The 21,609-nt window shown below is 57.2% G+C and carries 18 protein-coding genes; 3 read left to right on the top strand and 15 right to left on the bottom strand.

The genetic code is table 11. The annotated features are described in order from the left end of the window. Window positions 1-61: 61 nt before the first annotated feature. A complete protein-coding gene (gene bioA / locus H8K04_08380; protein ID UVT17536.1) occupies window positions 62-1,441 on the top strand; it encodes an adenosylmethionine--8-amino-7-oxononanoate transaminase in 1,380 nt (459 codons plus the stop codon). A 35-nt stretch (window positions 1,442-1,476) separates the two neighbouring features. Then, window positions 1,477-2,676, top strand: a complete 1,200-nt coding sequence (gene lhgO, locus H8K04_08375) for an L-2-hydroxyglutarate oxidase (protein ID UVT17535.1) — start codon at window positions 1,477-1,479, stop codon at window positions 2,674-2,676. A 6-nt stretch (window positions 2,677-2,682) separates the two neighbouring features. Here lhgO and H8K04_08370 read toward each other — a convergent pair whose 3' ends face one another. From H8K04_08370 to pyrR, 10 genes are all read right to left on the bottom strand, one after another. Beyond that, window positions 2,683-3,483 (bottom strand): SAM-dependent chlorinase/fluorinase, encoded by an 801-nt coding sequence (locus tag H8K04_08370; protein UVT17534.1) that lies wholly within the window; start codon window positions 3,481-3,483, stop codon window positions 2,683-2,685. Window position 3,484: 1 nt separating this feature from the next. After that, the gene (greA, locus tag H8K04_08365; GenBank protein ID UVT17533.1) at window positions 3,485-3,961 is read right to left on the bottom strand and encodes a transcription elongation factor GreA; all 477 of its coding nucleotides are present in this window, start codon (window positions 3,959-3,961) and stop codon (window positions 3,485-3,487) included. Window positions 3,962-3,982: 21 nt separating this feature from the next. After that, window positions 3,983-7,234 carry a carbamoyl-phosphate synthase large subunit gene (gene carB, locus H8K04_08360; protein ID UVT17532.1) on the bottom strand — a complete coding sequence of 1,084 codons (3,252 nt, stop codon included), beginning with the start codon at window positions 7,232-7,234 and terminating at the stop codon, window positions 3,983-3,985. A gap of 20 nt (window positions 7,235-7,254) precedes the next feature. Continuing rightward, window positions 7,255-8,214, bottom strand: a complete 960-nt coding sequence (locus H8K04_08355; protein UVT17531.1) for a M48 family metallopeptidase — start codon at window positions 8,212-8,214, stop codon at window positions 7,255-7,257. 63 nt (window positions 8,215-8,277) lie between these two features. Then, window positions 8,278-9,258 (bottom strand): signal peptide peptidase SppA, encoded by a 981-nt coding sequence (sppA, locus tag H8K04_08350; GenBank protein ID UVT17914.1) that lies wholly within the window; start codon window positions 9,256-9,258, stop codon window positions 8,278-8,280. Continuing rightward, entirely contained in the window at window positions 9,221-10,399 is a 1,179-nt protein-coding gene (gene carA, locus H8K04_08345) for a glutamine-hydrolyzing carbamoyl-phosphate synthase small subunit (GenBank protein ID UVT17530.1), read from the bottom strand. The genes sppA and carA overlap by 38 nt, the downstream gene beginning before the upstream one ends. After that, entirely contained in the window at window positions 10,396-10,917 is a 522-nt protein-coding gene (locus H8K04_08340) for a DUF4149 domain-containing protein (GenBank protein ID UVT17529.1), read from the bottom strand. Before H8K04_08340 ends, carA begins: the two co-directional genes overlap by 4 nt. A 4-nt stretch (window positions 10,918-10,921) precedes the next feature. Then, window positions 10,922-12,208 carry a dihydroorotase gene (locus H8K04_08335; protein ID UVT17528.1) on the bottom strand — a complete coding sequence of 429 codons (1,287 nt, stop codon included), beginning with the start codon at window positions 12,206-12,208 and terminating at the stop codon, window positions 10,922-10,924. 92 nt (window positions 12,209-12,300) lie between these two features. Beyond that, entirely contained in the window at window positions 12,301-13,221 is a 921-nt protein-coding gene (locus H8K04_08330; GenBank protein UVT17527.1) for an aspartate carbamoyltransferase catalytic subunit, read from the bottom strand. Window positions 13,222-13,234: 13 nt separating this feature from the next. Further along, window positions 13,235-13,801, bottom strand: coding sequence for a bifunctional pyr operon transcriptional regulator/uracil phosphoribosyltransferase PyrR (pyrR, locus tag H8K04_08325; protein ID UVT17913.1), 567 nt, complete (start codon window positions 13,799-13,801; stop codon window positions 13,235-13,237). A 302-nt stretch (window positions 13,802-14,103) separates the two neighbouring features. Between pyrR and H8K04_08320 the strand changes: the two genes are divergently transcribed. Continuing rightward, window positions 14,104-14,958 (top strand): alpha/beta hydrolase, encoded by an 855-nt coding sequence (locus H8K04_08320; GenBank protein UVT17912.1) that lies wholly within the window; start codon window positions 14,104-14,106, stop codon window positions 14,956-14,958. Window positions 14,959-15,029: 71 nt separating this feature from the next. Here the strand turns inward: H8K04_08320 and H8K04_08315 are convergent, their stop codons facing one another. From H8K04_08315 to H8K04_08295, 5 genes are all read right to left on the bottom strand, one after another. Beyond that, entirely contained in the window at window positions 15,030-16,658 is a 1,629-nt protein-coding gene (locus H8K04_08315; protein UVT17911.1) for a hypothetical protein, read from the bottom strand. 271 nt (window positions 16,659-16,929) lie between these two features. Next, complete coding sequence (locus tag H8K04_08310; protein UVT17526.1) at window positions 16,930-18,168, bottom strand: hypothetical protein; 1,239 nt, start codon at window positions 18,166-18,168, stop codon at window positions 16,930-16,932. A 168-nt stretch (window positions 18,169-18,336) separates the two neighbouring features. After that, entirely contained in the window at window positions 18,337-19,332 is a 996-nt protein-coding gene (locus tag H8K04_08305) for a hypothetical protein (protein UVT17525.1), read from the bottom strand. Beyond that, window positions 19,332-21,044, bottom strand: a complete 1,713-nt coding sequence (locus tag H8K04_08300; protein UVT17524.1) for an IPT/TIG domain-containing protein — start codon at window positions 21,042-21,044, stop codon at window positions 19,332-19,334. Before H8K04_08300 ends, H8K04_08305 begins: the two co-directional genes overlap by 1 nt. Before the next feature lie 103 nt (window positions 21,045-21,147). Continuing rightward, window positions 21,148-21,609, bottom strand: coding sequence for a RidA family protein (locus H8K04_08295; GenBank protein UVT17523.1), 462 nt, complete (start codon window positions 21,607-21,609; stop codon window positions 21,148-21,150).

Genomic DNA, 21,609 nt, shown 5'->3' with positions numbered 1-21,609 from the left:
ACCGGACGATATCCTCCACGAGCCACGAATGACCGTTGACGCCTGACGCCTTTCGATCTCCATGGCACGAAAACCCTCAACCCGGCAACTCGTCGAATGGGACCATCGATACGTCTGGCATCCGTTCACGCAAATGCAGGAATGGGAGCAGGAAGCACCCCTCATCATCGAGCGCGGCAAGGGGTCCTATCTCATCGATACGGAAGGCAAGGCCTATCTCGATGGTACCTCGTCCATCTGGGTAAATCTGCACGGGCATCGACATCCGGTGCTCGACCGTGCCCTCAAGCGGCAACTCGACAACATCGCCCACTCGACGTTCCTCGGCCTCTCCAATCCGCCGGCCATCGAGCTGGCCCGCGAGTTGATCCGGATCGCGCCGAAAGGACTTACCCGCGTCTTCTACTCCGACAACGGCTCTACGGCGGTCGAGGTCGCGCTCAAAATGGCCGTTCAATACTGGCAGCAGGGACATCCTGACGCCGGCCCAAAGAACACCTTTCTTCATCTGAAACTGGCGTATCACGGAGATACGATCGGCGCCGTGAGCGTCGGGAACATCGAGGTCTTCCATTCGCGGTTCAAACCGTTGCTCTTTCCGACCTTAGAGGCGGAACCGCCCTATTGCTACCGTTGTCCCTTGAACCTCACCTATCCGTCGTGCCGCTTGGCCTGTGTTGACCCGATCGAGAGAATCCTCAAGACCCGCCACCGCGAGTTGGCCGGCTTCATCATCGAACCATTGATGCAAGCGGCCGCCGGCATGATCCCTCAGCCGCCCGGCTATCTGAAACGCGTCCGCGATCTCTGCACCAAATACGATGTCTTGTTGATTGCCGACGAAGTCGCGACGGGGTTCGGTCGCACCGGCAAGATGTTCGCGTGCGAGCACGAGGGAGTCACCCCGGATCTGATGGCGATCAGCAAGGGGCTTACCGGTGGATACATGCCGCTCGCCGCGACATTAACGACGGATACAATCTACCGAGCCTTTTTCGGAACCTACGCTGAGTTCAAGAGTTTCTTTCATGGACACAGTTTTACCGGCAATCCGCTGGGCTGTTCCGTGGCCCTCGCCAATCTTCAAGTCTTTCGCCAGGAAAAGACGCTCCCCAAATTATCGGCCAAGATCAAAGCCTTGGCGCTCTGGATGAAGCGACTGGCCGAGAAGTCTCATGTCGGCGACATCCGTCAACAAGGGTTCATGGTGGGAATCGAATTGGTCCGAGATAAGAAGACCAAACAGCCGTATCCGTTGGATGCCAAAGTCGGTCACCGTGTCGCATCGATCGCCCGCTCGAAAGGACTCATCACCCGACCCATCGGAAACGTGCTCGTACTCATGCCGCCACTATCAACGACTTCCGAGGATTTGAAGAAAATGGTAGAAATTCTGCAAGAATCCATAGACACTCTGCTCAGCGATGGAGCATCACTGTGACCTCCTCGGAAGTCGTGTGAACCAAAACCGGCCCCATGCAAACCTGTGATTTTCTCGTCATCGGTGGCGGAGTCATCGGCCTCAGCGTCGCCCGTGAACTCCGCAGACGCCGTCCTGACACCCGTGTGTTATTGATTGAAAAGGAGCCGGCGTGCGGTGCCCACGCCAGCGGGCGCAATAGCGGCGTACTTCACGCAGGCTTTTATTATTCCCCAGACAGCCTTAAAGCGAAGTTTACGCGTCTTGGAAACGAGCGGCTGACCGCCTTCTGTGACGAGAAACGAATTCCTCTCAATAAATGCGGGAAGCTCGTCGTTGCGAAGGATGCAGCCGACTTGCCTTCTCTCGACGAATTGCTCCGCCGCGGCCAAGCCAATGGGATTGAACTGCAAGCCATCACAGAAGCAGAGGCCAAGTCTATTGAACCTCGCGTCAAGACATACCAAAGAGCGCTGTTCTCACCCCGCACCTCGACGGTCAACCCGCTCCAGGTCATCGAAGCGATGCAGCAGGATGCGATCCGTGAAGGCATTCAGGTTCAGTGCGGCAGGGCATATCGAGGACGAGACGACAAACGGGTTCGTACGGACCATGACACCATTGACGCCGGATATGTCGTGAATGCCGCAGGTCTCTACGCTGATAAAATTGCCATGGACTATGGTTTCTCACAGACGTACCGAATTCTGCCTTTCAAGGGACTGTATCTGTATTCTGACGAGCCACCTGGTGCCATTCGCACCAATATTTATCCTGTTCCGGATCTCAGAAACCCGTTCCTGGGTGTCCACTTCACCATCACAGCCGACGGAAAAGCCAAAATTGGCCCAACGGCGATACCGGCGCTGTGGCGCGAAAACTACGAAGGGTTCGGGAATTTCAACCTCGGTGAGCTGATCGAAGTCGCGAGCCGAGGCCTCGGTCTGATGACGGGAGCGGGATTTGACTACCGTCGATTGGCGATTGAAGAAATCGCCAAATACTCGATGAGTAAAATGGTATCGCTTGCCTCGGTACTTGCGGAAGGAGTCGAGGAGCGGAACTATCGCAAATGGGGTCGTCCGGGAATCAGGGCCCAACTGCTCGACATCACCAAGAAAAAACTTGAAATGGATTTCGTCTTGGAGGGAGACGACCGCTCCATGCATGTGCTCAATGCCGTCTCTCCGGCCTTTACCTGTTCACTCCCCTTTGCGAGCTATGTCTGCGATCACATCGACCGGGCGATCAGTTGACCTTCGTCAACAGAGTCGTATCTCTTCGCCCACGCCCACTTGCAGATAGCGGGCGGCGTTATCTTCCTGCAGAAAGATTTCCAAGTTGCCGCTGCTGTTGATCAGGGCGGATGGACTCTCGTAGTCCCCTTGACTGTAACTTCCCACCAATTCGCCGATGACGTGCGTTCCGATATGGATCTGGATCTTCGATACTCCCATGGTCGTTTGAAATTCCCGCACCTGCTTCGCGGTGACATTCGATATGAGATTGCCGAATCGGTCGACATAATCGATCCGTCCGATTAAGGCGTGACCGTCTTGTTGAGGCATCCAAATGAGGCTCTTCACCGGATCGTTGATCACGGGGCCAAAGAACGCGGCAGGCTCTCCGTTGGCGAGCAACGCGGCGACCGGCGCGAACAGGTCCCGGCCGTCAAACGTGGTCCCCTCCGAAGGAAGACGATACCGCTCATGCTCGATCTGCCGGATCTTCACATGGTGTTCGTTTTGCAAGACACGGCTCAACAATCCGTTGTCCGGCGCCAAGAAATTATAGCGCGACGTTGTCGCAAGGAGCGCCCGCCTGGCGCTTCCTACGCCGGGGTCCACGACACAGACGTAGATCGTTCCTTCCGGAAAATAGCGGTAGCAGGCCTCCAGCACATAGGCGGCCTCGTCGATTTGATGAGAAGGAATCTGATGGGAGATATCGACGACCTTGGCGTTGGGGTTCATGCTCAGGATCACACCCTTCATGCTGGCGACAAACCAATCGTGCTCGCCAAAGTCTGTCAGCAGGGCAATGAGAGGGCGTGCCTCGGGCACGTCAGCATTCCTCGAACTTGATCTCCACTACCTCGTATTCGACCATCTTGACGGGAGTCTTCACTTCAACAAAGTCTCCGACCCGCTTCCCGATCAACGCACGACCGACAGGGGACTGGACTGAGATCTTGTTGAACTTCATATCGGCTTCGTCCTGACCGACCAGCGTATATTGTTTCTTTGCCTGGGATTCCTGCTCGATCACCAGGACGGTCGCGCCGAACACGATGGTCTCGCTGGTACGTCCCGCAACCTCCACCACCCGGGCCTCGGCCAACTTCGTCTCGAGTTCGGAAATGCGCGACTCGATAAATCCTTGGCGTTCTTTTGCGGCGTCGTACTCGGCGTTTTCGCTGAGATCGCCGTGCGCTCTGGCTTCCGCGATCGCTTCGATCACTTTGGGCCGCTCGATCTTGCGCAAGCGGTCCAGTTCCGCCTTTAACGCGTCATAGCCTTTCTTGGTAATCGGTGTCGGCATGCTCCACTTGCTCCTGACAACTTACGCCCGATGATATTCTTGCAATGTGCGAATCGCCAGATCCTTCTTCATAATCGCTTCGATTCCCATCACCGCCGCATAGGCTCCTCGCATCGTCGTAAAATACGGGATGCCGCGATGAAGCGCTTCCCGCCTGATCGACAATGAATCGACATGCGCCGAAGCGGTCCGCACGGTATTGACCACAAGGGCCACCGAACCGTTCTTAATATGGTCCACGATATGCGGCCGCCCCTCGTTTACCTTGTTGACGACCTCCACATCAAGACCATGGTGACGCAGGTATTCGGCCGTCCCGCTGGTCCCCTGGATATGCATCCCAAGCTTACTCAGGTGTCGCCCCACTTCGAGCGCGGCTGGACGATCGGATTCTTTCACGCTGATGAACGCCGTACCCGACGTCGGCAGCACCGCCCCGGCCCCTGCTTGCGACTTCGCGAAGGCCCACCCGAAATCACCATCGATGCCCATCACCTCGCCGGTCGACTTCATTTCCGGACCCAGCAGCACATCGACACCGGGAAATTTGTTGAACGGAAATACGGCCTCTTTGACCGAGAAGTGCTTCGGCGGTGGAGCGTCGGTGAAGCCCAGTTCCTTGAGGGTCCTTCCCATCATCACCTTCATGGCCAATTTCGCCAACGGCACGCCGATCGCTTTGCTGACGAACGGCACGGTGCGGGACCCTCGAGGATTCACCTCGAGGACATAAATGGTCCGGCCCTTGACGGCGAACTGCGCGTTCATCAGCCCAACCACGCCGAGTTCCCTGGCTAGCACGCACATTTGACGCTCAATCTCGCGCACAATATCCTTATCCAAGGTATACGGAGGCAGCGAGCAAGCCGAGTCGCCGGAGTGGACGCCGGCTTCCTCAATATGTTCCATAATGCCTGCCACGACCACGGTGTGACCGTCCGAAATCGCATCGGCATCGACTTCGATGGCATCCGCGAGATACCTGTCGATCAATACGGGATGATTGGGTGATGCTTTGACCGCCGAGTGCATGTATTCCAGGAGACCCGCTCGGTCGTACACGATTTGCATCGACCGTCCACCCAACACATAGGAAGGACGTACCATGACCGGATAGCCGATCCCTTCGGCGATCTGCACGGCTTCGTCCACTGATCGAGCCGTCCCGCTTTCGGCCTGGCGCAAGCCCAGCTTATTCAGAAGCTCCCGAAACCGCTCCCGGTCTTCCGCCAGATCGATGGCATCAGGGCTGGTGCCGAGAATCTTCACGCCCGCTTTTGAGAGCGGAAGCGCAAGTTTCAACGGCGTCTGCCCCCCGAACTGCAGAACCACTCCGATCGGCTGTTCACGCTGGATGATATTGAGCACGTCCTCGTGCGTAAGCGGTTCGAAGTACAGCCGATCCGACGTGTCATAGTCCGTACTCACGGTTTCCGGGTTGCAGTTCACCATGATCGTGTCGATGGCTTCCTCTCGAAGCGCCATCGCCGCGTGGACGCAACAATAGTCGAATTCAATCCCCTGGCCGATTCGGTTGGGACCTCCGCCGAGAATCACCACCTTGTGCCGGTCAGACGGCCGGGCTTCACACTCACGCCCGTAGGTGGAATAGAGATACGGCGTCTGCGCCTCAAATTCCGCGGCGCAGGTATCGACGCGCTTATAGGTGACCCCTCGCCCCGCTTGCTCCGTACGCGCTTTTCTGACCGCTTCCGCTTCGCATCCGAGCAAGCGCGCGATCCGATCATCGGAGAATCCAAGTTCTTTCGCGTTCCAGAGCAATTCACCGCTCAAGACGGCACTCGGATTAGCGGCATGCTCGACCAACTTCCCCTCGAAATCGACCAACTCTCTCACTTGCTCCAGAAACCAGGGGTCGACCTTCGTCGTTACGAACAGCTCTTCATTCGTCAATCCCATCCGCATGCCGTCGGCAAGGTGCCAGAGTCGTTCCGGAAGCGGTGTGCGCAGCATACGGCCCAGCTTGTCGGCCGCGGCTTGACGGTCAAACTCAGCCGGGATACCTCGATCGAGTCCGAACCGTGAGACTAATCCGTTGAGGTCCAACTCCAGAGAGCGAATGGCCTTCTGCAAGGACTCCTTAAATGTGCGTCCGATCGCCATGACCTCGCCGACAGACTTCATCTGCGTGGTCAACGTCGGATCGGCTCCTTTAAACTTCTGAAACGCAAAGCGCGGAATCTTGACCACGACATAGTCGATCGCCGGTTCAAAAGACGCCTTGGTCACTCCGGTGATGTCGTTGGTGATCTCATCCAACGTATACCCGATCGCGAGCTTGGCGGCGATTTTGGCGATCGGAAATCCAGTCGCCTTCGACGCCAAGGCGGAACTCCGAGACACCCGCGGATTCATTTCAATGACCACCATCTCGCCGTTTGCCGGATTGATGCCGAACTGAATGTTCGATCCTCCCGTATCGACTCCGATCTCTCGGATGATTCGAAGCGCCGCGTCCCGCATGCGTTGATATTCTTTGTCGGTCAGCGTCATCGCAGGCGCGACGGTGATGCTGTCTCCCGTATGCACACCCATCGGGTCGAAATTTTCGATCGGACACACGATCACGACATTATCTTTCAAGTCACGCATGACCTCGAGTTCATACTCTTTCCATCCGATGACCGATTCCTCGATCAGCACTTGACTGACCGGGCTCATGGCCAGCGCCCAATCGATCAGCTTCTCGAATTCCTCCCGATTGTAGGCGATATTTCCACCGGTCCCCCCCATCGTAAACGATGGCCGAATGATCGCCGGAAAACCGACCGTCTCCAGGATGCCGACAGCTTCCTGTCGAGTGTGCGCCGTCCCGCTCTTCGGTACCCGCAGGCCGATTCGTTGCATCGCCTGTTTGAACGCTTCCCGATCCTCTGCTTTATGAATGGCCTCCGCTGAGGCGCCGATGAGCGAGACGTTATATTTCCCAAGCACCCCTCGCTTGACCAACCCCATCGTGGCATTGAGAGCCGTTTGCCCGCCCATCGTCGGTAACAACGCATCGGGGCGCTCGCGGTCGATCACCCTTTCAAGCACATCCAAGGTAATCGGCTCCACATACGTTCGATCAGCCATTTCCGGATCCGTCATGATCGTCGCCGGATTGCTGTTGATGAGGATGACGCGATAGCCTTCCGCTTTGAGCGCCTTGCAGGCCTGCGTACCGGAATAGTCGAACTCACAGGCTTGACCGATGACGATCGGGCCTGAACCGATCATGAGGATTGACTGAATGTCCGTCCGTTTTGGCATAGTGTCTCGTGATAGTCGGATCAGCTGGATGGAAGCACAGGCCCGATCTTCGGCTGAAAGGGAGTCGGCGCGGGCCCCTCGTCCCCGTGCGCTGCGTGGTAGTATTTCAAGGCCTCAGGGAGCCAGCTTTCGATCTGGTTGATGCGCGCCAGATCGGAAGGATGAGTAGAAAGAAATTCCGGGATAGTATGCTGCGATCGAAAGCAGACCTTGTCGATCATTTGCCGGGGGCACCCGCTCATCCGTTCCCAAAAAGGCACCGCCTCACGCGGATCATAACCGGCCTGCGCCATCAATCGGAGTCCGATGTAGTCGGCCTCTGATTCCTGTTTGCGGCCGAACGGCAATGACACGCCGACCCCATAGGCGCTCATGGCAGCCATGGCCGCGTCCGGGCGGCCGACGGCAGCCCCGGCGGCAAGGGCGCCGAGTTGTCCGACCGTTTCGAGAATCCCCCGACTATAGCGCTCCGCCCCATGGCGCTGGAGCGCATGCGCCACCTCGTGCCCGATGACGGTCGCCAATCCGTCTTCATTCTTGGTGATCTTCAAAATCCCTGTGAACACGGCTACCTTGCCGCCCGGGAGAGCGAATGCGTTGATCGTGCGATCATCCCGAATGACGGCGAACTCCCATTGATATTCCGGTTTATTGGCGACGGCGGCAATGCGATTACCGACCCGGTTGACCATCTCATTCACTTCAAGGTTGTCGCTGACCGGAGCTTTGCGCAGTAACTCCCTGTACGCGCCAATGCCCATCGCGATTTCTTTCTCCTCGGAGATGTAGATAAACTGATCACGCGCCGTTCCCGGCGCGCGAACACATCCCGCCATGGCCGAGACCAAGCCGCCTGCCGCCCCCATCCTCGGGAGGCAAGACAACCCCAGTATCCCTCGAACGCCGTGCAGAATCAGCGCGCGCCGACCGATGGATCTCGAGAAGAAGATGTCGGTCTCCTGATGTTCGTGCTGCGCCATCCCAATTCCCCACATCGAAGCCGATCAGCATTATATTATCAGTCATGAGATCGGCGCTCTTTCCTACGGCATCCACAAGTACATGAATTGCGGGGTTCCCCCTTTGACGAATGACATCATGTCGAGATCGGCGAGACCGGCCAATCCGCCTGGCGCCAGTATCTTGGAATACATATTGTTGGAATACTCACCGGGACGTTGATACGTCACGACTCGGGCTTCCGTCAGCCCGGCTTTCTTCTTGGCCAACTCAACGGCATCTTCCAGGTAGCCGATTTCATCGACTAAACCCGCCGCTTTTGCCTGCTCACCGGTATAAATCCGCCCGTCCGCCAAGCGCTTGATCTGCTCCATCTGCAAGTTGGAACGGCCCTCCTGCACGATATTCAAGAATCGCTGATAAAACGAATCGATCAATCCCTGAAAGATCGCCCGTTCTTCCGTCGTCATGGTCCGAAACGGTGAACCCATGTCCTTGCGTGGTCCCGATGTGACCGCCGTCGCCTCGACTCCCACTTTTTCCAACAGCCCCCGCGCGTTCATCGTAAGCATGATGACGCCGATGCTGCCGGTCACGGACGAAGGGTGGGCCATCACCGTGTCAGCGGCTGCTGCAATATAGTACCCGCCCGACGTTCCGAGATCCATGATGGAGGCGATGATAGGAATCTTCCGAGTCGCTTTGAACGTTTTGAGTTCGTGATAAATAATATCCGACGCCGTCACCGTTCCCCCTGGCGTGTTGATCCGAAGCACGACGGCTTTGACGTTCTCGTCCTTTGCCGCGCGTGTCAGCTGTTCTTTCACACTCGCAATCATACTGGGGGTGGGCCGGAATCCCTCCTTCTCCTGAGAACTGATCATTCCGGAGATCTCGACCAGCAGCACCTTGGCCTTTCCCGTCCCATCCACCTGGGCTTCTTGCAAAGGCCCGGGACCGGGGAACAGCGGAAAGTTGAACGTACAGCCGGACAGCAACAGTCCAAATATTCCCATGACAAAGCGATTACGCATGATGATTCTCCATGAGTCGCACAAATTCATCGAACAAGTAGGCGGCATCATGCGGACCCGGTGCCGCCTCCGGGTGATATTGGACCGAAAAGACCGGATGATCGAGACACACCATCCCTTCAACCGAGTGATCATTCAAGCTGACGTGGGTGAGCGAGAGTTTTCCGAACCGCGTGTCGATCACCGGCGGTACCTTTGGGACTTCCAGCAGAGATGCGGGACCGTGCACCGCGAAATTATGGTTCTGCGAAGTAATTTCAACCTTTCTCGTCCGAAGATCCATGACGGGATGATTGGCACCATGGTGGCCGAATTTCAATTTGTACGTTTTGAGGCCGAACGCCAAACCGAGAATCTGATGCCCCAAACAAATGCCGAAGATCGGATAGCGCCCGATCAGCTGCTCCACCGCCCGGGCTGCATAGGGAACGCCCTCAGGATCACCCGGACCGTTTGAGAGGAAAATGCCGTCCGGGTGGAGCGCCTCGACTTCCGCCGCCGATGTTGCGGCAGGCACGACCGTCACGCGGCAACCGACATCGACCAATCGCCTGAGGATATTGTGTTTGATACCGAAGTCATAGGCAACGACGTGCCACCTCCGGGAGCTTTCCTTATCCCGACCGTTCGCCATGTGCACCGGTATCCAATCCTCGGTTCCCGCCGTCCACTCATAGGCGCGCGCGCACGTCACTTCGGCGGCCAAATCTCGACCGATGATGCTTGGAGCCTGTCGCGCTCGGCCGGCCGCCCGTTCATGATCGAGATCAAGATGTGTGATGACTCCCTGTTGTGATCCATGTTCGCGCAGGTGTCTCGTCAAGGCTCTGGTATCGATCCCCTCGATCGCGACGACCTTCGCCTCCATCAATGACTCTTGAAGAGTATGCTTGCTCCGCCAGTTGCTGACAAGACGGCTGGCTTCCATGACCACAAACCCTTCCGCCCATGATCGACGGGATTCCACGTCTTCCGGCGTCACGCCGTAGTTGCCGATTTGCGGGCAAGTCATCGTAATGATCTGTCCTTTGTACGACGGATCAGTCAGGATTTCTTGATAGCCGGTCATGGCCGTGTTGAAGACGACTTCTCCGAGCGTTTCGCCTTCATAGCCAAGCGCACGGCCTTCGAACACGGTTCCGTCTGCCAGTGCCAGCAATGCTTTTTTCACAGTCCTCTTCCATCCTGGTCGAGCGAGTACTTCGACCTGATGCCGATGAGCAACAGGCCTAATACGAGATTGATCATGTACAGCGTCCGGATCGGCATCAGCACACGAAACAACGCTTCCAAAGCCGCCTTCTTAGCCGTCTCATCCTTCGTCGCGAATGCCTGCGCTTGCAGCGCGGCGGCGTTCGGGTGCAGAACCACGATAATGCCTCCGGCAATTGCCACCATGACGGCCAGCAGAATCATCTCACTCCGGCTGACCGCCACCGTTGGATCCCCGCTCCACCATCGAAGCCATGCGGCGGCACAGAGAATGACGCCGGCTCCGATGACGAAACGATGGTACCCTTCGAACGCTCGGGTTAAAAACATCCCTCCGGAATCCTGCCCTCCGAAGGTATTGAACACGGCCGGGATCACCGCTCCACTCAATACGACCATTCCTCCGACCCAAACAGCGAGCGCCAACCACTCCAGCGCGCGACAGCCGACCATTCCCCAACGGGGCACGCGCCGCACCGTGCTATCGCTCCCCGGCACCAGCCTCGAACACGAGCCGGCCACCGATGATGGTAGTCGTCACCCGCCCCTTCACCTTCCACCCGGCAAAGGGTGTGTTTCGGCTCTTTGAACGGAACTTGGCCGGGTCCACCTCCCATTGCTCCTGCGGATCGACAATCACGACATCGGCATCCGCACCGATCGCCAGCGTGCCTTTCTTGAGTCCGAACGCCGCAGCCGGGGCGGAGGTCAGCTTCTGCACCGCTTGCTCCAGCGACAGAACCCCTTCTTCCACCAATCCCAACGTCAACGGCAGTGCCGTCTCGAGTCCGACGATCCCGAACGGGGCCTCGGTAAAATCCTGCTGTTTCTCCTGCGTGGCATGGGGCGCATGGTCGGTCGCGATGACATCGATGGTGCCGTCCCGCAATCCTTCCTTGATCGCCTGGACATCAGCCCATGTGCGCAGCGGAGGATTCATCTTCGCGTGAGTGTTGTAGCCGCGCACCAGCTCTTCCGTGAGCATGAAGTGATGGGGACAGGCTTCCGCCGTCACATGGATCCCACGCGCTTTCGCCTCCCGCACCATTCGGACCGACCCGGCGGTGCTGATATGGGCCAGATGCAGACGCGCTCCGGTCAACTCCGACAGTGAAAGATTGCGTGCAACCATCACATCTTCCGCCGCCGCGGGAATACCCGGCAATCCGAGCTCGGTCGAGATCAACCCCTCGTTCATGCAGCCGCCCTCCGCCAGGTGCAGATCTTCGCAATGGTCCACGACCGTGAGATCGAATGCCAGGGCATATTCCATCGCTCGCCGCATGACCAGACTGTTCATCACAGGCTTGCCGTCGTCTGAAATCGCGACGCAGCCGGACCGGCGCAAGTCACCGATCTCCGCCAGTTCCTTGCCTTCCGACCCTTTCGTAATGGCGCCGACCGGCAACACGTTTGCCAGACCAGCCAGCCGAGCCCGTTCCAGGATAAATTCGGTGACGGCTTGATTGTCGTTCACCGGATTTGTGTTGGGCATGCAACAGACGGTCGTAAATCCGCCCGCGACGGCTGCGGCACTGCCGCTCTGAATCGTTTCCTTGTACTCGAATCCCGGCTCCCGAAAGTGGACGTGCAAATCAACGAACCCCGGTACCACGAGCTTTCCGTCGGCTTGAAGAGTCCGGCCGCCGGCCGGCGCCGAAAGATTCGGACCCACCGCGGCAATCTTGCCGTTGTCGATCAGCACATCGGCTATTCCGACGAACCGACCCGGGTCAATGACACGACCACCCTTAATAAGAATCGACACAATATACTCCTCATTATTAAGTGGTTATCAGCATAAGTTAATGTAAGACTTTATAGATTTAAGGACCATGGTGGAGGGCTTTTGCGGCATCCTCAATTTGCTCCTGACATGAGGTACAAAATTCCCATGCGCACCGCAACGCCGTTCGCCACCTGGTCCAGAATCACCGAAGACAAGCTATCAGCGACATCCGGCGCAATTTCCACTCCCCGGTTAATCGGACCCGGATGCATGACGATGGCGCCGGTGTCGGCAATCCGCACTCGTTCAGCGGTCAAGCCATAGAGCCGGGAGTACTCCCGGATCGTGGGAAACAGGGCGCGTCCCTGTCGCTCCAACTGGAGACGAAGCATCATAATGACGTTCGTCCCGCGAAGACCTTCATCCATATCGTAGTACACTTTTGCTCCGAGTTTTTCGACGCCGCAGGGCATCATCGTCGGCGGGCCCACCAGCCGAACTTCGGCGCCAAGCTTGGTGAGCGCATAAATGTTGGAGCGCGCCACACGGCTATGCGACACATCTCCAACGATCGCCACACGCAACCCCCGAAAATTCATGCCTCGCTGACGGATCGTGTACAAATCGAGCAGCGCCTGTGTCGGGTGTTCATGCCACCCATCGCCCGCGTTGATGACCGACGACTTGACGCCATGCGCCAGTGTTTCAGCGGCACCGGCCGAGGAATGACGCAGGACGATGATGTCGGCCTGCATCGCTTCAATATTCCGAGCCGTGTCGAGCAGGGTCTCCCCCTTCACCACGCTGCTGGAGGAGGGAGAAAAGTTGATCACGTCGGCGCTCAGTCGCTTGGCCGCCAGCTCGAAAGATGTACGGGTTCTCGTACTCGGCTCAAAGAAAAGATTCACCACGGTCTTGCCTCGGAGAGCCGGCACTTTCTTGATTTCTCGGCCGGTCACTTCCTTGAAGGAATCCGCTGTTTCCAGGATGAGCGTGATCTCATCCACAGACAGCGGGGCAAGACTCAATAGGTCTTTGCGCTTGAGGCTCATAGGGTCCTCCCCGTCACGCTTTTAAGATGACCACCCGGTCATCTTCACGAGCTTCTTCCAGTAATACTTGAACTTGTTCATCCCGAGCGGTCGGCAGATTCTTTCCGATGTAATTCGCCTTGATCGGCAACTGACGATGGCCGCGATCGACCAGGACCGCCAGCTGAATTTCTTCGGGCCGTCCGAGATCCATGAGACCATCCATGGCCGCCCGAATCGTCCGTCCTGTAAACAAGACATCGTCCACGAGCACCACCACTTTGTTCGTCATGTCGAAGGGCACGGAAGTTTTTCTCAGGATCGGCTGATTCTTCCGCAACGCCAGGTCATCACGATACAAGGTAATGTCCAACTCACCGATCGGCACTTGGACGCCTTCGATACTTTGGATACGCTTGACGAGCCGATGAGCGAGATGCACACCGCCCGTCCGTATACCGACCAGCGCCAGGTCCTTCACCCCTTTGTTGCGCTCCACAATCTCGTGTGCGATGCGTATCATGGCGCGGGAGATGTCTCCGGCATCCATGATCAGCTTCTCGTCTTTTCGTTCTGTCGACTTGTTCGGGGGTGTCGTCATGGTCAGCGTGACCGCGCGAGCAGATTCGGATTTCGGGCACAAAAAAACCTCCTCACCGCAGTGTGTGAGAAGGTCCAGTTCAAACCGGCCAGGGCCGGACCGTGATTCATCATTTACTCCTTGCTCACCTCACTGGATGAGCGTTAAAGGTTTACAAATTGTACTGAACCACTCTATCAGTGTCAAGCACTCGAGGACGGTGCGACCTCGATGGTGGCGCATGGGACCAACGAAGAACCTTGAAGCGAGCGACCTAACGGGATGATTCAATGAAAGGCTTGAACGGCGGGTGCTTTCAGATCATGGCTCTTGGCTCACTCCTGGCGACATCGGCCTGCACACAAGCGGCCTTCACAGCCGCCAATCTTCCCACCCACTTAATGGAGATGACAGTTGAGCATGATCTAACCTATGGCTCTGAGCCTTCACAGAAACTCGATTTGTATCTGCCTGCCGATCCCAATGGGAAGCAATTCGATGTGATCGTGTTCCTCTACGGTGGACGCTGGACGTATGGGATGAAGGAGGATTATCGATTCATCGGAGCCACATTCGCCGCCAGAGGATTTCTGGTCGTTATTCCCGACTACAGAAAGTATCCCCACGTGCGTTTTCCGGCGTTCGTGCAAGACAGCGCCAAAGCTCTTTCCTGGGTCTACGACCATATCGCCGAGTGGCAAGGCAACCCTGCACGGATTCATCTGATGGGGCATTCCGCCGGAGCTCATATCGGGGCACTGGTCACGGCCGCTCCCTATTACATGGCCGACGAAGGAAAAGATCGCTCCCTTACCATTCATGATTTTATCGGTCTGGCCGGCCCCTATGCCTTTACGCCGGATGAGCCGGACCTGGAAGAAATGTTCGGCCCGCCGAACAACTACCCAAACATGCAGGTCACGACCTTCATTGACGGAACACAACCGCCGATGCTGCTGTTATATGGCGACAAAGATACGGCGGTGAAACCCGCCAATCTTGAAAAACTTGAGCAACGCATCAGAGAGCGAGGCGGTTGCGTACGATCAATCATCTACCCTGGCGTCGATCACACGGACCTGCTCGGAGGGCTGACATGGTGGAATCCACAGCAAGTGCCGGTCATCGACGACATCGAGAAGTTCTTCGTGTCATGCCGCCGGACGGCAAGTGAGTGATCGAATCCAACGTGAGGTGATTCGTCGAGGTGGGAGCGGCTTACGCTGATTCGGAAGCGGGCTAAGCGCGGTTAGGAATCCCGTCCGTGTTTGGTCTTCCACACTGCCAACACGGCCGTCAGTTTCTCTCTGGACGACCGATGCTCCGCGGCAAGCGTCTCCAGAAAATCCGACAGCCGTCTCGACTTCAGGACGGTATACAGCGTCACGCCGATGACGGGAATCAGAACCAGCAAGAAATACCCGAGCCGCAGCATGGGCGGCTCTTCACCCAGCGCAAACAGGTTCATGCCCAGCACACCGGTCGTCGCCACGCCGATCAATCCGACGGTGGCCACGACAGTCAGGCGCACCATCGTCTCGCCTTGCCGGCGCAACGCATCGCTGTCGAGGTATTGGCTCATATCCTCAAGCTCCGACCGCAGCTCGGCATACAGTCGATCGGTGCCCAGATGCTCGCTGATCATCCGATACAGTTCCTTCACCTGCCCGTGATCCGAGACTTGATGGGACCAGTAGCGATGGGTAAACCGCAAGAAGATGCCCAACGTTTGGCGAATCACGCGGCGGAACTGCCGAACCGAATCGAGCTTCGTGATGTCGAGCTGATTCATCGCCTCCACCAGACGATTGGTCAGCATCAACAGCGCGGCCTTGTGAAAATGCGGAATCAGGAACAGCAGAAAATATTCATGGCGAAATTGCTCAAGATTCGTCTTGCGGTCCTCAAATGCCGGCTCTCTGGACTCACCCACCATCGTAAACACGCGGCCGGTGCACATGAAGCGGGCACCCGACGAATCCTTCCCCTGCCCGTTCCAATACCGATCGTAACAATGTCGCTCCTCGAAGTCGTGGAGATAGCGTTCTGAAAAGGGCAACACGTCGGATCGGCCAGGGGCCGCGGCCAATCCCACTCGTGTGAACTCCGCTCTCGTCAGCGCCCCCGGATCGTCCATCGTGAGATAGGCCATCACCGGCATCAGATGGTATTCGATCTGTCGATACCGAATCAGGCCCTTTTTCTCCGAATGGTGGAGCACCAGCGGTTCGAGCAGAAATTCCCAATGAGAGGCCAGACTGAGCGAGCGATGCCGGCACACGAAGGAAAGGTATTTTTCTCGGTCGTCATAGTCCGAGACCGCGAGCACCGTGCCTTCCGAGGAGAGCCATTCCACCTGCTTCGGGCAATGACCGCCATGCCCATCCGGCTCCCAATAGGTCGGATAACAACGGCCGAAGCGAAAGAGCGAGTTCTGGACCCGCGACAGCGGCAGATCGTCGGCGTGGATCTCCACCACGAGGATCGCCACATCGATATCGTAAAAAAAATACAGATCCACGTGCGCCACGGTAAAGGTCTCTGGCGCCTGATCGGGACCGGGAAATGTCATCCGCACCTTGGCGACGTCATCTCGACGAAAGACCCGGATCGCCGACTCCTCATGCACATCAAAGCTGGTCCCCTTGCCCTCTCCATATAGGAATCGCTGCACATAGGGCAGGAATGTCACGAACTCGCTGTAATGTCGTTCCTGAAACTGGCGGGGATCGCCGGTGAATTCATCAACCACCTCTCGCCAGGGATTGCCTGAATCGGTGGCCTGCAACAGCTCCCAGTGTTTTTGGATCGGCGCATCCTCACGGATGGGTGTCAATTGCATCGGCCAAAGCAGGATCTGTCGAAAGTGCCGAACCATCCTTGTCACGTCAGACACCGTGAAGCCCCTCTCATGATTGGAAGAATTGCCGGTCCTACATCGCCGGATGCACGCTTCATCTCAGGCAAGGTGACACGTTTGTCTTATACCATAAGACTGATCGAAAGGCGTGAAATTGGAAGATGTAGAACGGCTGTCAGTCTAGAACTGATGCCGGTTAACACCGATGTAACAATAGGAGGGTCTGGAGGAGTTCTTATTGTCCGCCATATGCTCTAAGTCGTTCTTCCGGTTTCCCCTTGACGCGCTACTATTGTGGTGCGGTGAGCGAATCTTGAGCGACATGACCGGTCTGTGATTTCTCCACGATGTTCTGCTGGATCTCCTTGGCAATGACGAGCGCCAATTGGTCGGTCGACAGCGCACCCATCGGGAGCTGCTTCGTGTCGGGATGATAGGAGTCGTCCGGCGTCGCCGCTCTATGGAGATTGACCAGGACCGCCGCAGGTTGAATCACCCGTCCGGATTCCCCAACCTTCACGGCCCTCTCAGCAGGCGACACTCTGGTCCTGGTGGCCCAATCGCGCTGATCGATCTTGACGAACGCCACGTTCCAGATAGCTCCGTTCAGCAAGCTCGTCACGGCCAACGGCGTGCGATCCATAAATACGGGGTCACGCACGATCTTCTGCAGGGCTTCGCGAATCCGGATATCGTAGAACTTCGTCGTGGAATCCGGCTGACTCGGAGCAACCATGGCGGTGCTGCCGACCTCGTAGTAAGACTGCCCGTCCAAACTCCGCACATCGTCCACCGTCCGCAGATATGTCTCGAAGAGCCGCTGCAGCAGACGTACCCGTTCTTGACCGGAAAGAGTCTTAATGTCCTGATCTGTCCCAATGGGCGCATGCCGGAGATCTCGTTCGATGAAGGCGGACTTCGGCTTCTGAGCAGTATCCGCCTTACTGATCACCCATTGAAACTCTCGAGCCACCACCGGCGCGAACTGTTCAGCCGCTCCGAGGAACCCTCCATCTTTCATGGACGAGGCGCTGACCAGCAGTCTGATCCGACCGGGCTCCACTGTTCGCACAACCAGAAAAGGAAAGGATCTTCCCTCATGATTGCGCACACTCGGTTGAATGATGACACGATCGAGCAAGCCTCTGCTCACCGCTTCGTCGAATCGTGGATAGCTGTGTCGATGCTGATTGAGATAGGCGAAGGTCTCGATCACCGTCCGGAGAGCCGAATGGGCGCCAGCCTCATCGAGAGATCCATCGACCGCCCCTTCCGTGCCTCGATCCACAAATACTCGGAAGGAGAGACCCGAAATCTCATAGCCCGATCCGGAGGGATCATGGCGTTCTACCTGAGGCTTCCCATCATAGCCATCATGAGCCGCCCTGGCATCGGCAGTGATATAAATCGAAACAAGACCCAGGGACAGAATCAGCAGACCTTGTTTGATCGAAACGCCTGCTCCTGCCGCTAGCCGCGCCGGAGAGCAACGACTGCGCGATAGATCGTTCGTTCCTGAATCGTTCACAGCGATAGACTGCTACGCACGACCGGGACTGCTTCTTGACACGTTGGATAGTATTTTAAACAACCCGGTTGGAGATAGCGACCGAAGTGAGACGCGGTACTGGACTTCCCGCTGTGAGCAGTGTTTCTTTGACGGGGGAGCGTACAACCGCAATTATAAGATAAGCGACTAGCGGCCCAGGTGTAGCTGAACGATGATCCCGTTTTCTCCGCTGGCCCATCCACGCGTGCCGTCGGGAAAACTGAGACCGAAGAGCGAGACAGGGGCAATTGATTTCCCTTCACTCCAGGTGAGACCGGCGTCGGTAGTCCGATACAACATTCCTCGCTCACCAACAATCCAGCCTTCTTGCTGACTTACGAACCGAACTTTCAACAGATCGATGATCTTTGTGCAAGTCTTGCCGCACGGCAAGGTTTGATCAACCCACTTGGCCCCGCCATTCGTTGTCTGAAACAAGGCGCCCGCGTTGCCGACTGCCCAGCCCGTCGAGGGATCCGTGAAGAAGACATCAAAAAGCGTGACGGCATCCTGCGTTGCTTGTGGTCTCCACGTAGTGCCCCCATCGTCTGTCGAAAGGACGGTCCCCAACGCGCCGACGATCGTCCCCTTCCGATCGTTAAGAAAGTGTGCCGCATAGAGGGCCGCTGTCGTACCGCTTACTTGCTCCACCCAATGTTCACCGCCGTCGACGGTGTGTAAAATCGTGCCGCCTCCGCCCACTGCCCAACCGATGCTGGGAGATGGGAAATAGACTCCGTACAAAGGCTGTTGAGTGTCGAGCGACTGTGTAGCCCATGACTCTCCCCCATTCACCGTGTATCGCAGCAGTCCTCCTGCGCCGGTGACCCAGCCCTTGGATGAGTCGATGAACAACACGGAGGTCAATAGCGCGGTGGTTCCGCTCGTCGCTCGCTTCCATTTCTTCCCGCCGTCGGTCGTCTTCAGTATCGTCCCTCCGCTTCCCACAGCCCAGCCATGTTGGGGAGTCTGAAACTGAATACTCATCAACGTTGACTTCGTGTTGCTGACTTGTGTCGTGAGGGAAAGATTGGAGTCCGCGCTCCCGGCTACTTGAGGAGTCGCCAGCGTGGCGGCGAGGAGAAAAACGGAAGAGAGCGAAGGATACCGATGCCTACTACCGAGATGGAACCGGAGCCGCATTATTGATTGGTGCTCGCATCGGGTCTGTTGTTATTCCAATAGCCTGTGTCTGGAAGGCCCTTCGCTTCGATCGTGAATTCGCCGGCCTCGAGCGTCAGCCATTTCTTCGGCGAGCAGCAGGTCCCGTCGGAAAGCACGTCCCACGACCCTCGGCGAACGACCAGCGGACCGGTCGCCAGGTTATCAAAAAACTCGCCCTTCTTTCCGATTCCGTAAAGATTACGATGCGGAACCTTGACCACGATTTCCTGATCGGTCCAGGACTGCACCACCGCCGCTGTGCCGTTGAACAGGACTTCAGTCCGTGAGACGTTCGAGACAACCGTAGTATTCTCATCAGGCTCGTTGATTTCTATGTCGGATCGCCGCTTATAGGCTTTCTGGTTGAGCCCCAGATCGGCATGTTCTGCGGTCTTCAGAAAGGTCCCGAACCCGCTTCCCTTTATCGTCACGGTGGCATCCAATCCGGCTGCCTTCGGATCATACGACTCGATGACCGGCGTGACGAGGCTGAACTCCCCGGCCTCGATCGCCACGGTTCCCCGTTCGGCGCAACAGAGACCCACCGCATTCGGCTTGTTGGCGCTGCGGTAAATGACGACCTTTCCGCTCTTTGCGCTGAACGGGACCCAGACATCGATACGGTCGTCGTTCCAGCGATAGATGACCGCCTGTACACCGCCGATCTCGACTCGATTCTCACCGGTATTGAAATCCATGAAGTTGTACGGCGTCGACCCGCTCTCGGAGTAAAACCCAAAGTGCTCGCCATTGATGCGCAGCAACGTCCCGATAGGAGCGCTCGCCGGACTGAGAGAGGCGGTTCGGGAAACATGGACGGTAAATTGTGCGAGCACCCGCTCTCGTCCGCCTTGCTTGAGAGTCAGCGGACCGGATTCGGCGCCGATCGGCACATGGAGAACGATGACGTCGTCTTTCCACTGAGCGATCGTCGCCGGTTGCCCACCGATCAGCACGGCATCGTTCGACGCTTTTGCATTCCCGAATCCGTGGCCGAACAACACGACTTTCGTCCCGACAGGCCCTGCGACCGGATCCACTCGGACGGACGGGATCAGCGTCAGCGGGACAGCGTTGCTCACGAGATACTCAACCGGCGCGCAACACGACCCGTCAGGCAGCGGATCAGACGAGGCCAGCCGAACGGCCACATCTCCGCTTACGGCATTCGTCGGAATTTCAAGCTCGATCTTGTCGTCTTTCCACCGGCGCGGCCGTACCACGACTCCGCCGACCACGATGTCGTTCACGCCGAACATCGTGTTGGGATCTCGTGCGCCGGCCGAAAGGCCGAAATGGTGGCCGGTGATCAGCAGTGTGGCCCCACGCTCGACTTCCCCGGGTGTGACGGCTTCAATACGAGGAGCAACAATGGTCATCAGTCCGGCCGGCAGCTTCTTCTTTCCTATCCACACTTCGACAGGACCTGTGGTCGCTTTGAATGGGACTTTCACCTCGATGAGGTCCGGTTCCCATCGCTGTACCAGCGAAGGCACCCCGTTAAATGTCACTTTGTTGAATTGGGTGGATTTGAAATTTCCAAACTTTCCACTGAGAGTCACCGTTGCGCCGAGCGTGGCCGACTGGGAGGACAATTCTATCGAGGCCTTGCCGGCAGCCGATACTGCGCTTCCTCCCCATGTTAGGAGGGAGAACCAGACAAAAAACATCGTCAGGTATCTGTTTCGCATGATGGTCATGGATAGCCTATGGGCGAGCGAAAGAGTGGTCGAACAGCTTTACGTGAAACATACTCGACTTTAACAAGTGATTTTTTGAAGAGTCAAGGCTGACTTAGGAAGCGACTTGGACGACCAATTCGATCTCAACCGGAGCATGTCGCGGCAATTCCGCGGCACCGACGGCGACGCGCGCGTGACGGCCTGCGTCCCCGAACACCGATACCAGTAGGTCCGACGCGCCGTTGAGCACTTGAGGCTGATCGGCAAACCCAGGAGCAGAGGCGATATAGCCGACCATCTTGACGATCTGTGTGACCTGATCCAGTGATCCGGTCACGCTTCGAATAATGCTTAAGCCGTTCAACACCGCCGCTTTCGCCGCCTCCATCCCCTGCTCGACCGTGAGGCCTTCCCCAAGCTTGCCGGTCATCATGAGCTGGCCGTCGCGCGAGGGCAATACACCCGAGAGAAACAACAGGTTACCGCTCTTGACCACCGGCACATAGTTCGCCACAGGTTTCGGCGGGGGCGGCAGCTCCAGACCTAACTGCTTTAATCGTTGCTCATAGGACAT

The sequence above is a fragment of the Nitrospira sp. genome (assembly GCA_024760525.1).
In the GTDB taxonomy this organism is placed as follows: Bacteria; Nitrospirota; Nitrospiria; order Nitrospirales; family Nitrospiraceae; genus Nitrospira_D.
The sequence above is the reverse complement of the archived record's forward strand: the minus strand, read 5'-3'. Positions and strand labels throughout refer to the sequence as shown.

Coding starts and splice junctions, on each gene's coding strand:
- carB (UVT17532.1), bottom strand. CDS start 7,234: ATGCCAAAACGGACGGACATTCAGTCAATCCTCATGATCGGTTCAGGC.
- pyrR (UVT17913.1), bottom strand. CDS start 13,801: ATGACGACACCCCCGAACAAGTCGACAGAACGAAAAGACGAGAAGCTG.
- H8K04_08295 (UVT17523.1), bottom strand. CDS start 21,609: ATGTCCTATGAGCAACGATTAAAGCAGTTAGGTCTGGAGCTGCCGCCC.
- sppA (UVT17914.1), bottom strand. CDS start 9,258: ATGAATTTGTGCGACTCATGGAGAATCATCATGCGTAATCGCTTTGTC.
- H8K04_08330 (UVT17527.1), bottom strand. CDS start 13,221: ATGAGCCTCAAGCGCAAAGACCTATTGAGTCTTGCCCCGCTGTCTGTG.
- bioA (UVT17536.1), top strand. CDS start 62: ATGGCACGAAAACCCTCAACCCGGCAACTCGTCGAATGGGACCATCGA.
- H8K04_08300 (UVT17524.1), bottom strand. CDS start 21,044: ATGCGAAACAGATACCTGACGATGTTTTTTGTCTGGTTCTCCCTCCTA.
- H8K04_08355 (UVT17531.1), bottom strand. CDS start 8,214: ATGGCGCAGCACGAACATCAGGAGACCGACATCTTCTTCTCGAGATCC.
- H8K04_08315 (UVT17911.1), bottom strand. CDS start 16,658: ATGGTTCGGCACTTTCGACAGATCCTGCTTTGGCCGATGCAATTGACA.
- H8K04_08320 (UVT17912.1), top strand. CDS start 14,104: ATGGCTCTTGGCTCACTCCTGGCGACATCGGCCTGCACACAAGCGGCC.
- lhgO (UVT17535.1), top strand. CDS start 1,477: ATGCAAACCTGTGATTTTCTCGTCATCGGTGGCGGAGTCATCGGCCTC.
- greA (UVT17533.1), bottom strand. CDS start 3,961: ATGCCGACACCGATTACCAAGAAAGGCTATGACGCGTTAAAGGCGGAA.
- H8K04_08305 (UVT17525.1), bottom strand. CDS start 19,332: ATGCGGCTCCGGTTCCATCTCGGTAGTAGGCATCGGTATCCTTCGCTC.